Here is a 12,294-nt window from a genome sequence, read left to right on the forward strand (position 1 = left end):
GGTAAGCCCAGGGGACAGGGGCGTGCGCCGAATTCCCGGGCCCACCCGCGCCGGTCCGGCCGCTCAGTGCAGCGCGCCCACCCGGCTCCCGTCCCTCAGCCGTCCGCCGAGCCGGGGCCGGACCCCCTCGGAGGCGGGCACCGCGAGCAGCCGCCCCGGGGCGCTCCCCGTCACCCCGCCCGACGTGGACAGCGACGCGAACTGCTCGCTGCCCGCCGCCAGGACGTACCACCGCCCGCCCGGCGACTGCCACAGCACGCCCGCCAGCACCCTGGGCGTCCGCGCCCCGCACTCCGGCGCGTCCTCGCCCCGCGCCGCGACCGCGCCGGGCGTCGCCGGACGGGCGGAGGGGGCCTGGAACTGCGCGATGACCCTGCTCCCCGCCCCGCGCCAGGTCTCCGCCCGGGTGCACAGCCAGCGCGCCGTGCCCCCGTCCTCGGGCAGCGGTTGCCGGGCGTACGCCCAGGAGTTGACCGACCGCACCCCGTGCGAGCGGACCGCCCGCAGCAGACACGCGGTGCGCGCCCAGCTCTCCCGCTCGGCCCGCCCCGTGACGTCGTGCGGGCGGCCCGGGACGCCCGAGGTCAGCCGGGCCGGGGCGAGCTCGCCCAGGTCCGTTACCAGCCGCACCGAGGAGCCCCCGGTCAGCTCGACGGCCTCCCAGGACCGGCAGCCGGACCCCGCCGCCGGATCGGCCAGCGGGCCGGTCACCCCGTCCGGGGAGCGGTCCAGCGGGCGGGGCGCCCGGTCCGGCGCGAGCAGGTTCCGCACCCGGGCCTCCCGCACCCAGGGCGCCGTCAGATACCGCACCCCGTGCCCGGTCCTGGCCACCACCAGCGCGCCCGACGACCCCTCGTCCGCCCCGTCCACCCGGGCGAAGTCGAGGGCGGCGCCCAGTGCGGGGTCGGCGTTGCGCGGCTCTGCGTACCGCACGACGCGCAGCCCGTCGTGGAACAGCACCACCGCGGAGTCCCCCACCTCACCCGCGTACAGCAGCTGCGGAGCCCCCATCGGCGGGCCCGTGGGCGTGCCGGGTGTCGCCGACGTCCGGACCCCGGCGCCGGGCCGGGCCCACACCTCAAGGGCGCGCCGCAGCAGCCGGGTGTCCTGGGTGCGGTCGCCGCGGGTGGGCCAGGAGGTGAAGTCCGTACGCGCCGAGTGGAGCCAGTACGTCGCGGGCACCCGGCGCAACGCCCCCGGGTCCAGGGCCGCTTCGGACGCCGGATTGCGCGCGTACGGCGGGGCGGTCAGCCCGCCGTGCCCCCAGCCGCCGCCGGGCAGCCCGAGCAGCGCCCCGCACACCAGGAGCGCGGCGACGGCCGCGAGTGCGGTGCGGACGCGTCTGCGGCGGCCCGGCAGATCGGGCGGCCGGGCCTGGAGCGAGCAGGGGTCGAACTCCGGGGAGCCCAGGAGCGCGGGGCTCGCCCGCACCCCGTCCGCCTCGGTCAGGGCCGCGTGCGGATCGGTGACCCCGGCGGCGGCCAGCTCCCGCCGGACCTCCCCGTCCGCGAGCCCTTCCAGGCCGCGCAGGACGAACGCGGCCCGGGCGGGGGCGGTGAGCGCCGCCAGCTCGCGTTCCAGGGCGAGTTCACCGGCGCCGCCCGGGTGCGGGAGCAGTCGCAGGCCCCACGCCGACGGCAGGACGGGCGGCAACGCGGCGGGGCGCGGCCGCCACCGGAGGCGCCGGGCGCGCCCCGCCGCCAGCGCCCGGCGCAGCACCTGGCGCCGCACGTAGCTGTACGCGGGGTCGGCGTCGCCGGTGCGGCGGGGGAGCGGGACCGCGGCGGGTCCGGCGCGGTGGGCGGCCTGCAGGGAGCGCTGGGCGAGGGCGTGGGCGGCGAACACCCGCCGGGCGCGGCCCGGCGAGGGCGGCAGCAGGAGGTAGCCGATCCGCACCAGCCGCGGGTAGTGCTCGACCAGCGCGGCCTCGGCCTGTTCCGCGTCGGCCGGGGCGACGGCCTGCGGTAGCTCTGACGGTGGGCGCACATTCAGCTGAACGAGCGAATGGTGCGATGGTCACTCCGGAGCCCGTCCGCCGGGGCCCCGGCGGGGTCAGGCGAACCGGGCGAGCGGGCCGTCGACCGGTGCGCCGGTCATCCGGTTGGCGAAGGTGGACAGGGTGTAGGTGGCGATGCCGAGGGTCACCTCCAACGCGTTGCGCGCGGTGTAGCCGTGGGCCGTGAACGCCTCGATCGCCGCGTCGTCCACGGCCCCGTTGGCGGCGAGGACGGCCAGGATGAACCGCCGCATGGCTTCGAGGCGTTCGTCGGGGAGCGGGGTGCCCTCGCGGAGGGCGGCGAGGAGGGCGGGCTCCGCCTCCAGGGCGGTGAGGATCCCGGTGTGCATCGCCACGCAGACGTGACAGCCGTTCCGGGTGGCCATGGTCATGCTCAGGACCTCGCGCGAGAGCCGGTCCAGGGTGGTGGCCTCGAAGAGCGCGTTCATCCGGAGGAAGCCGGTCAGCACCTCGGGGGAGGTCGCCATGCGGGCGGCGGCGGACGGCAGGAAGCCCTGCTTCTGCGCGATGGCGGTCAGACCGGACCGGGCGTCGGCGGGGGCGGATTCGAGGGTGTGGTCGGGGAAGGCGGTCGCGGGCATGGTGGGACCTCTCGACTAAACTCGACAACGTGATTGACGGTAAAAACGTAAACCAAGTTGTCGAGTTTCGCAATGGCTGAGCGTGCGGGCGGGCGCGGAGAAGCGCGCCCCGAAGAGGTCGGCCGGGGCTTCGAGCTGCCCCTTCTGCTGTTCGCCGGCTTCCGTACGGTCATCGACGCACTCCACCGTGAGCTGGCCGAGCAGGGGCACCCGGACATGCGGCCCGCGTACGGCTACGCCCTCCAGGCCGTGGGCATCGAGGGGGCGACGGCCAGCGAGATCGGCCGCCGCCTCGGCGTCTCCAAGCAGGCCGCGGGCAAGACCGTCGACCGGCTGGAGAGCCTCGGTTACGTGGAGCGCGCCGACGATCCGGCCGACGGGCGCCGCAAGCTGGTCCTGCTGACCGCACGGGGCGTCGACGTGCTCCGGCGGTCCGCCGAGGGCTTCGACCGGCTGCGCGCCGAGTGGGTCCGGGTCCTCGGCGCCGAACGTGTCCGCGCCCTGGAGGACGACCTGCGCACCATGGCCCCGGACGGCGCCTTCCGGCTCGATGTGGCGGCCTGGTTCAACGGCTGAGCGCAGTCCCGGAGACTTGGACTTCTCTCACCAGACATAGGACGTATGGAGTCCGCACCCTTTCCGTGGGCCTCTCTCTACGGCAGCATGCACGTGTCGGCACCCGAGAGATCCGACCACTCGCTGGTCGTGAAGGAGAGGGAACCATGGCACGACGCACCCATGTGCTCAGCGCGCTCGCGCTGGCGGCGGCCGCCGCGCTCATCCCCGTAACCGCCACCGCGCAGCAGGCCGCGCCCGGGCCGTCCGCCGCGGCGGGTGCGTGCCGGGGGCCCGTCAAACCGGCCTCGCAGATGACGGTGGAGGGCTGCGACAGCCCCGAGCGGATCATCGAGAAGGCGGCGAACGTCGTCCCCACCGCCGGGCAACTCGCCTGGCAGCAAAGGGAGGTCACCGCCTTCACGCACTTCGGCATGAACACCTTCACCGGCCGCGAGTGGGGCTCGGGCACCGAGGACGAGAAACTCTTCGCGCCGGCCGCCATCGACGCCGACCAGTGGATGCGCGCCTACCAGGCCGCCGGCGCCGAACAGGTCATGCTCACCGTCAAGCACCACGACGGCTTCGTCCTCTACCCCAGCCGCTACACCGACCACTCGGTCGCCCTCAGCCCCGGCAGCCCCGATGTCGTCGCCGCCTATGTGAAGGCCGCCCGCAAGGCCGGGCTGAAGGTCGGCTTCTACCTCTCGCCATCCGACGGCGCCGAACTCCCGCACGCCTGGCACGCCGACTGGGTCGAGCAGATCCGCGCCAAGGAGGCCGCCGGACAGTCGCTCTCCCTGCCCGAGCGGATGGCGCTGGAGGACGGCGACCGCGCCCCGGCCGGCCAGGGCCGCTTCGGCAACGGCAGCCCCGTCACCGCGCGCACCATCCCCACCCTCGTCCCCGGCGACGACCGCGCCTCCCGGGTGAAGAGCGGCAAGCTGCCCAGCTTCCAGGTGCGGGCCGACGACTACGACGCGTACTACCTCAACCAGCTGTACGAGATCTTCACCCAGTACGGCCCCGTCGAGGAGCTGTGGCTCGACGGCGCCAACCCCTGGTCCGGCTCCGGCATCACCCAGAAGTACGACGTCAAGCAGTGGTTCGACATGGTCAAGGCGCTCTCGCCGGACACCGTCGTCTTCCAGGGCCCCCAGGGGGTGCGCTGGGTCGGCAACGAGAACGGCACCGCCCGCGAAACGGAGTGGAGCGTCACTCCGCACACCACCGACCCGTGGACCGGGCTCGGCTCGCTGCCCAACGACTCCACCGACCCCGACATCGGCTCCCGCGCCCGGCTCCTCGAACCGGAGATCAACTACCTCCAGTGGTACCCGGCCGAGGCGGACGTCTCCAACCGGCCCGGCTGGTTCTACCACGAGGACGAACAGCCCAAGACAGCGGCGCAGTTGATGGACCTGTACGAGAAGAGCGTCGGCCGCAACGCCTCGCTCCTGCTCAACGTCCCGCCCGCCCCCGACGGCCGCATCGCCGCCGAGGACGTCACCCGGCTGACCGCCTTCGGTGCCGACGTGCGCCGGGTCTACGGCACCGACGTACGCAAGCGGCACCCGGGCCCGTACACCTTCGACCGCGTCGCCGTCCGTGAGGACATCCGGCGCGGGCAGCGGGTGGAGAAGTTCGCCGTCGAGGCCAGGGTGAACGGCGCCTGGCAGCGGATCGCCGAGGGCACCACCATCGGCCACGAACGCATCCTGCCGCTGCCCGAGGCCGTCACCGCCACGGCGGTCCGCGTCAAGGTGCTGGAATCCCGCGCGAAGCCGCACCTGGGCGCCACCACCCTGCACCTCAGCAGCCGCTAACCCCGGTCCAGATACGCCAGTACGGCCAGAACGCGGCGGTTGTCGTCGTCGGACGGCGGCAGGCTCAGCTTCCCGAAGATGTTCGAGGTGTGCTTGGCCACCGCCCGCTCCGTGATCACCATCTGCGAGGCGATCGCCGCGTTCGACCGGCCCTGGGCCATCAGTTCCATGACCTCCCGCTCGCGCGGCGTGAGGCCGCCCATCGGCTTGTCCTGCGAACGCCGCGTCAGCAGCTGCGAGATGACCTGCGGGTCCATCGCCGTGCCGCCCGCCGCGACCCGGCGCACCGCGTCGATGAACTGGTCCGCGTCGAACACCCGGTCCTTCAGCAGATAGCCGATCCCGCCGTTGCCGTCCGCCAGCAGCTCGCGCGCGTACAACTGCTCCACGTGCTGGGAGAGTACGAGGACGGGCAGCCCCGGCCGGGCCCGCCGGGCCGCCAGCGCGCACTGAAGGCCCTCGTCCGTGTGGGACGGCGGGAGCCGGACGTCGACCACGGCGACGTCCGGCTCCAACTCGGCGAGAGCCTTGGTGAGTTCGGGCCCGGTCTCGACGGCGGCCGCGATCTCGAAGTCGTACGCCTCCAGCATCCGCACCAGGCCGTCGCGCAGCAGGAAGAGATCTTCGGCTAGGACAACTCGCAAGGAATCTCCATGGTCACCATGGTGGGACCGCCCGCGGGGCTGCTGACGGCCATGATGCCATCGAATGTACCGAGCCGGCGTTCGATACCGCTCAGGCCCGAGCCCGCCCCGACCGAGGCGCCGCCCCTTCCGTTGTCCGTGACCGAGAACCGGAGCGCCCCGTCGCTGTGGCGCAGGTCCACCCAGATCCGGTCGGCCCCCGAGTGCTTCGCCGCGTTCGTCAGCGCCTCGCTGACCGCGAAGTACGCCGCCGACTCCACCGGCGCCTCCGCCCGGCCGTCGCCCAGCTCCACGTCCACGTCGCAGGGGATCGGCAGCCGCAGCGCCAGCGCCTTCACCGCGTCCCCGAGCCCCCGCTCGGCCAGCACCGGCGGGTGGATGCCGCGGACCAGGTCGCGCAGCTCCGTCAGCGCCTCGGCGGAGGACTCCCGGGCCATCGCCAGGAGCCGCTTCGCCTGCGCCGGGTCCTTCTCGATCAGCGCCTCCACGGTGCCGAGGTTCATCCCCATCGCGACCAGCCGGGCCTGCGCCCCGTCGTGCAGATCCCGCTCGATGCGGCGCAGCTCGGAGGCGGCCGTGTCCACCGCCTCGTGCCGGGTCTCGGTCAACCGCTCGATGCGCAGAGCGAGTTCCTGCTCCTGGGTGGGGGCGAGCACCGACCGGGCGAGCACGAAGTGCGCGCGCAGCAGCCGCTCGCTCACCAGCACCCCGAAGGCGAGGAGCACCACACCGAGCGCCGCGGCCAGCAGCCCCGTCGCCTGGCTGTCGACCGGGACGAACGCGTACCAGTACCGGTCGTCCGTGAAGACCCGCCACAGGCCCGCCGCCAGCACGAACCCCTCCACCGGGTACACCATCAGCGCCGCCGCCAGGATCGCCACCGTGTAGCCGGCCGTCATATCGACCACCAGCCACCGCATGTCCCGCCAGGTCGCCGGGTCCTTCAGCATCAGCGTGGTGCGCTCCACCTGCCCGGTGAACCCGCTCCGCACATCCTTCGGGAACGGCCGGTACGGGACGGGGATGCGCACGTCCGACCAGGTGATCGCGAGCAGCCGGCGCTGGTTGGCGTGCTTGCGGACCACCTCCAGGATGTACGGCGTGGTCACCAGGCCGATACCCAGCGGGATCATGGCGAGGGAGACCAGCGCCAGTACGAACAGCGTGCACGACCCCGCGAGGGCGGCGAACGACACCACCAGCCCGCGCCACGCGGCCAGCAGCGCCGCCCCGATCCGTCCCCGCTTCGCGTCCATCCCGGTCCCTCGTTCCCTCGCCGGGCCCTCTGCCGGCCCCGTGTCGCACCCAGTCTGACCCGGCGCACCCCGTACACGTCAGCCGGTTCCCCACCCGGTGGGGGTGTACCCAGCACCACCCCCGCCACCTCGCCCTATGTGCCGCGCGACCGGGTGTTTCACCGGCTGGGGCGACCGGCTCGGCGTTCCTAGATTCGAGGGGCATCGTCGGACTTCCACCAACAGGGGGCGAACCCGCCATGAGGCGTAACCTCGCGGCACGTATCGGTGTGTGGAGCGCACACCACCGCAAGACGGCCGTTCTCGGCTGGCTGCTCTTCGTCGTACTCGCCGCGGGCATCGGCGGCGCCTCGGGCATGGTCGAGATGACCGACGCCGAGAACGGCGCGGGCGACTCGGCCCGCGCCGAGCAGATCCTCTCCGACGCGGGGCTGAGCCACCGGGCCGGCGAACTCGTCATGGTGTCCGCCGCCGAGCCCGACGGCTGGCGCACCGCCGCCCGCGAGCTGACCGCCGCCATCCAGGACACCGGCGAGGTCACCGGCCTCGCGGACCCGGTCGCCTCCAAGGACCGCAAGGACGCGCTGATCACCTTCGAGATGAAGGGCGACCCGGACACCGCCCCCGACCGGGTACAGCCTGTGCTGGACGCCGTCGCCGGGGTCGAGAAGAGCCAACCCGGCGTCACCGTGAGTCAGTTCGGGGACGCCAGCGCCGGCAAGTGGCTCGGCGACCTGCTCGCGGACGACTTCAAGAAGGCCGAGTTCACCGCCGTACCGCTGGCCCTCGGCATCCTGCTGGTCGCCTTCGGCGCCGTCGTCGCCGCCCTGCTGCCCGTCGGGCTCGCGCTCACCGCGTGCATGGCCGCCTTCGGCCTGCTCTCGCTCGCCAGCCACCAGCTCCACCTGTTCCAGACCACGTACTCCGTGATGTTCCTGATGGGCTTCGCCGTCGGCGTCGACTACTGCCTGTTCTACCTGCGCCGCGAACGCGACGAGCGGGCCGCCGGACGCGACGCCGAGACCGCCCTGCGCATCGCCGCCGCCACCAGCGGCCGGGCCGTCCTGGTCTCCGGGCTCACCGTGATGGTCGCCATGGCCGGCATGTTCCTGTCCGGGCTGATGCTCTTCAAGGGCTTCGCCCTCGCCACCATCACCGTCGTGTGCATCGCCATGCTCGGCTCCGTCACCGTGCTGCCCGCCCTGCTGTCCTGGCTCGGCGACCGCATCGACGCCGGCCGGGTGCCGCTGCTGAACCGGCGCGGCAAGCGGGGGAAGGGGGAGAGCGGCCGCATCGCGGGCCGGGTGCTGCGCCCCGTCCTGAACCACCCGAAGTTCTCCGCCGCCGCCTCCGTCGCCCTCCTCCTGGCGCTCGCCGCGCCCGCGATCGGCATGAAGACCGAATCCCTGGGCCTGGAAAAGCAGTTCGGCTCCGACTCCACGCTGTCCGTCGCCTACCGCCACATCAGCGAGACCTTCCCCGGCGGCCCCGCCCCGGCCCAGGTCGTCGTGGAGGCCGACGACATCACCGCCCCGGCCGTCCGCAAGGCCCTCGCCGGCTTCGACCACGTCACCGTGCACCGGGCGCAGGACATCGCCGAGTTCGAGGTCCCGCTGCCCGGCGGCGAGAAGGACCTCAGCACCCTGCGCGACGACCGCCTGCCCGCCGCCTTCGACTCCACCGGAGCCCACGCCTACGTCACCGGCGAGGTCGCCGGGTCCGTCGACTTCAACGACCAGCTGAAGCGCGGGATCGCCCCCGTCTTCCTCTTCATCACCGCGGTGACGTTCCTGCTGATGCTGTTCTGCTTCCGGTCGTACGTGATCGCCGTGACGTCCATCGTCCTCAACCTGCTCTCCGTGGCCGCGGCGTACGGGGTGATGACCGCCGTCTTCCAGCACGGCTGGGGCGCCGGGCTGATCGGCTCGGAGGGCGTCGGCGCGGTCGAGTCCTGGATGCCGCTGTTCGTCCTCGTCGTCCTGTTCGGCCTCTCGATGGACTACCACGTCTTCGTGGTCTCCCGGATCCGCGAGGCGCACGGCCGGGGGATCGGCAACCGGGCCGCGATCGACGAGGGCATCCGCCGCACGGCCGGCGCGGTGACCGGCGCGGCCGTGATCATGGTGGCGGTGTTCTCGGTCTTCGCGACCCTGTCCATGCAGGACATGCAGCAGATGGGCGTCGGCCTCGCGGTCGCGGTCCTGCTGGACGCCACGCTCGTGCGGATGGTGCTGCTGCCCTCCGCGATGGCGCTGCTCGGCGAGCGCAACTGGCGCACCCCGCGCGGCCTCGGCCGGCTCCCGGGCCTGGACCACGGCGAGCCCGCGGAGACCCCGGCTGCCCCGGCCCCGGCCGGGTCGGGACCGCGCTGAGCAGGGCGTACGAAGGCGGGCCCCGGTTCCGGTCGTGCTGACCGGAACCGGGGCCCGCCCCATGCGCCGCGTGTCAGGGCGTGTACTTGTACCCGACCCGGCGCACCGTCTGGATCGAGCGGCGGTGCTCGGCGCCCAGCTTGCGGCGCAGCCGGGCCACATGGACGTCGACGGTGCGGCCGTCGCCCACATGCCCGTAACCCCAGACCGTCGTCACCAGCTGGTCGCGGGTGTGGACGCGGTGGGGGTGGGCCACCAGATGGGCCAGGAGCTCGAATTCCAGGTAGGTGAGGTCCAGCGGGCGCCCGTTGACGGAGGCGGAGCGCTGCACGGAGTCGATGGTCACCGGGCCCGTCGCCCCCGGCTCGGCCTCCGCCTCCGCCGTCCCCGGCACCGCGTACCGCGCGGCGGCCGCGGCGAAGGCCGGCTGCTGGTCGGCGGGCACGAGCACCAGGTAGCCGACCATCGGCGGGCGGCCCGGCAGGCTGGGCAGGGTGTGCTGGGGTGCGGGCAGCCAGGTGGCGCCCGGCGTCAGGAGCGCCGAGACATCGGCCTGCTGAACGGTCTCGTCGGGGGCGACGGCGCGCAGCCGGTGCCTGTTGGGGGAGGAGGGCGGGACGGAGGCGGTCGCAGCGGCAGCGGAGAAGGTACGGGTGTTCGCCATGAGGGGTCAGCTCTTTCGCGCGAGGGAGTCGTCGGTGGACGGACTTGCTGCGTGCGCGCGGACCGAAGGCCGGGTGAGGGCGTTAGAGGGCCGGCGCGTTCAGCGCGCGGCAACACACCCGGTCGAAGTCGTGATGCTGACGGGAGGGCCAGAACGGTTCGAGGTCGCTGCGACCGGTCGAGGTGTGCGGGAAACTGGCCATACCCCCATTGAAGCAGAGAACGCGGCCGGGGAGCAGACCTCTCCCACCCGTCGATACGGACCCTTTGCGTTGCGTTCCTCACTCCGGGGCGGACGGGACCGCAACCGCCCTACCCCACCAGCCGTTTCCGCCAGTCCAGGCCCGTCAGCCGGATCGCCTTGTCCGGCGAACCGTCCCACTCCACCGTCAGCCCGGCCTCGCCCAGCGCGGCCACCACCTCGCGGCCCACCGCTGCGGTCCGCTCCGGGGAATCATGGAAGCCGCCGTAGTACAGCGCGAGGCCGTGCCCGGCCGCCGCGCTCTCCGTACCCTGGCCGTGGAAGAAGACGAAGCCCCGGGCGTCCTCGCGCCCGGCCGCCCCGATCTCGCTCATCCCGCACGAGCGGCAGCAGGTGAAGTTCTCCCGGGCCGTGATGCCGCCCCAGTCGAGCCGGGCGAACGTCCGCTCCAGCCGGTCCGCGTCCGTCACATCGGCCCAGCCCCGCTGCTCCTCGACCCGCTCCAGCCAGAGCCGCTCGACCAACTCCCGCGCCTGGGACCGGGAGACCGGCCGCACCCCGTCCTTCACCAGGTAGTCCTCGGCCGTCTCGGTGAGCGTCTGCACGGTCCCGTAACCGCCGCGCAGCAGCTCCCGTACCCGGGGCTCCAGTTGCTTCCGGACCTCCTCGGCGAGCTCCGGTACGGGCTCCGGCTCCGGTATCCCGGCGCTCTCCCAGCGGGTGCCCGCGTCCCAGCCGGGTTCCTCGCGCGCCCAGCGCGTCATCAGCGCGAGGACCTGCCCGGGGTCGCCGATGACGGTACGGACATGGCTTGTCGCCGTCCCCGTACGGTGCTCCAACTCGTAGCCCCCACCGGCCTCGTGCCACACCTGGATGAAGGTGCCGGGGATGTCCGGTATCCGCTGGACGACCAGGAAGTTGTCCCCGCGCGCGCCGATGCGGTGCACGAGGTCCGCGAGTTTCTCGGCGGAAACACGGGTGTGGGTCTGCTGGTTCTCGGTCTCGACCTTGACGCTGAGCATGTGATCAGCCTGGCACACGGCACTGACGACGAGAGGCGCCCACCGCGACGTGCGGTGGGCGCCTCTCGTACGCGGGGGCGGATCAGATCTGGCCGGCCTTCTCCAGGGCCGAGCAGCAGGTGTCCACGATCAGCCGCGTGACGACGTACGGGTCGACGTTGGCGTTCGGGCGGCGGTCCTCGATGTAGCCCTTGCGGTCCTGCCCGACCTGCCACGGGATGCGCACCGAAGCACCGCGGTCGGAGACGCCGTAGCTGTACTCGTTCCACGGGGCGGTCTCGTGCAGACCGGTCAGGCGGTCGTCGATGCCCGCGCCGTAGTTCTTGACGTGGTCCATCGGCTTCGAGCCCTCGCCCAGCGACTCGCAGGCCGTGATGATCGCGTCGTAGCCCTCGCGCATCGCCTTCGTGGAGAAGTTGGTGTGCGCGCCCGCGCCGTTCCAGTCGCCCTTGACCGGCTTCGGGTCGAGGGTCGCGGACACGTTGAAGTCCTCGGCGGTGCGGTAGAGCAGCCAGCGGGCGATCCACAGCTGGTCGGAGACCTCCAGCGGGGCCAGCGGGCCCACCTGGAACTCCCACTGCCCCGGCATGACCTCGGCGTTGATGCCGGAGATGCCCAGGCCCGCCTTCAGGCAGTTGTCGAGGTGCTTCTCCACGATGTCCCGGCCGAAGATCTCGTCCGAGCCGACGCCGCAGTAGTAGCCGCCCTGCGCGGCCGGGAAGCCGCCCTCGGGGAAGCCGAGCGGCCGGTGGCCGTCGAAGAAGGTGTACTCCTGCTCGATGCCGAAGATCGCCTCCTGCCCGGCGAACCGCTCGGCGACCGGGCGCAGCAGCGCCCGGGTGTTCGACGCGTGCGGGGTCATGTCGATGTCGAAGACCTCGCACAGGACCAGGATGTCGTCGCCGCCGCGGATCGGGTCCGGGCAGCTGAAGACCGGCTTCAGCACCCGGTCCGAGGCGTGGCCCTCGGCCTGGTTGGTGCTCGACCCGTCGAAGCCCCAGATCGGCAGCGAGGCCACGTCGGTCGACGGGCTGCCGGACATGATCTTCGTCTTGGAGCGGAGCTTGGCGGTCGGCTCGGTGCCGTCGATCCAGATGTACTCAGCCTTGAACGTCACGGACGCCATCCTTTGCGGGTGCTGCGGTCTATGCGCCGC

General features: G+C 73.0%; 10 protein-coding genes. 3 read left to right on the plus strand and 7 right to left on the minus strand.

Going from position 1 to position 12,294, the window contains the following annotated elements:
- Positions 1-63: 63 nt before the first annotated feature.
- Positions 64-1,986, minus strand: coding sequence for a hypothetical protein (locus OG867_RS23810; RefSeq protein ID WP_406288267.1), 1,923 nt, complete (start codon positions 1,984-1,986; stop codon positions 64-66).
- 66 nt (positions 1,987-2,052) lie between these two features.
- Positions 2,053-2,598 carry a carboxymuconolactone decarboxylase family protein gene (locus tag OG867_RS23815; protein WP_406288269.1) on the minus strand — a complete coding sequence of 182 codons (546 nt, stop codon included), beginning with the start codon at positions 2,596-2,598 and terminating at the stop codon, positions 2,053-2,055.
- A gap of 72 nt (positions 2,599-2,670) precedes the next feature.
- Between OG867_RS23815 and OG867_RS23820 the strand changes: the two genes are divergently transcribed.
- Together OG867_RS23820 and OG867_RS23825 are read left to right on the plus strand one after the other, a co-directional pair.
- On the plus strand, positions 2,671-3,174 hold the full coding sequence (locus OG867_RS23820) for a MarR family winged helix-turn-helix transcriptional regulator (protein ID WP_406288271.1): 504 nt from the start codon (positions 2,671-2,673) through the stop codon (positions 3,172-3,174).
- Positions 3,175-3,320: 146 nt separating this feature from the next.
- Positions 3,321-4,979, plus strand: a complete 1,659-nt coding sequence (locus tag OG867_RS23825; protein WP_406288274.1) for an alpha-L-fucosidase — start codon at positions 3,321-3,323, stop codon at positions 4,977-4,979.
- Here OG867_RS23825 and OG867_RS23830 read toward each other — a convergent pair.
- Both OG867_RS23830 and OG867_RS23835 read right to left on the minus strand, forming a co-directional pair.
- Positions 4,976-5,623 carry a response regulator transcription factor gene (locus OG867_RS23830; protein WP_132902110.1) on the minus strand — a complete coding sequence of 216 codons (648 nt, stop codon included), beginning with the start codon at positions 5,621-5,623 and terminating at the stop codon, positions 4,976-4,978. The two genes, OG867_RS23825 and OG867_RS23830, sit on opposite strands and share 4 nt — an antisense overlap.
- Positions 5,608-6,879 (minus strand): sensor histidine kinase, encoded by a 1,272-nt coding sequence (locus tag OG867_RS23835; protein ID WP_406288277.1) that lies wholly within the window; start codon positions 6,877-6,879, stop codon positions 5,608-5,610. Before OG867_RS23835 ends, OG867_RS23830 begins: the two co-directional genes overlap by 16 nt.
- Before the next feature lie 239 nt (positions 6,880-7,118).
- Here OG867_RS23835 and OG867_RS23840 point away from each other — a divergent pair, with 239 nt between their 5' ends.
- Positions 7,119-9,251: an MMPL family transporter gene (locus OG867_RS23840; RefSeq protein WP_406288279.1), complete on the plus strand. Its 2,133-nt coding sequence runs from the start codon at positions 7,119-7,121 to the stop codon at positions 9,249-9,251.
- 73 nt (positions 9,252-9,324) lie between these two features.
- Here OG867_RS23840 and OG867_RS23845 read toward each other — a convergent pair whose 3' ends face one another.
- The 3 genes from OG867_RS23845 to glnII all read right to left on the minus strand — a co-directional run bounded on the left by OG867_RS23845 (position 9,325) and on the right by glnII (position 12,255).
- Entirely contained in the window at positions 9,325-9,915 is a 591-nt protein-coding gene (locus tag OG867_RS23845) for a winged helix-turn-helix domain-containing protein (protein ID WP_406288281.1), read from the minus strand.
- Positions 9,916-10,226: 311 nt separating this feature from the next.
- Positions 10,227-11,138, minus strand: coding sequence for a DUF6891 domain-containing protein (locus tag OG867_RS23850; RefSeq protein WP_406288283.1), 912 nt, complete (start codon positions 11,136-11,138; stop codon positions 10,227-10,229).
- Positions 11,139-11,220: 82 nt separating this feature from the next.
- Positions 11,221-12,255, minus strand: a complete 1,035-nt coding sequence (gene glnII, locus OG867_RS23855) for a glutamine synthetase (RefSeq protein ID WP_406288285.1) — start codon at positions 12,253-12,255, stop codon at positions 11,221-11,223.
- Between the last annotated feature and the right edge of the window lie 39 nt (positions 12,256-12,294).

The sequence above is a fragment of the Streptomyces sp. NBC_00209 genome, assembly GCF_045206345.1.
GTDB lineage: Bacteria > Actinomycetota > Actinomycetes > Streptomycetales > Streptomycetaceae > Streptomyces.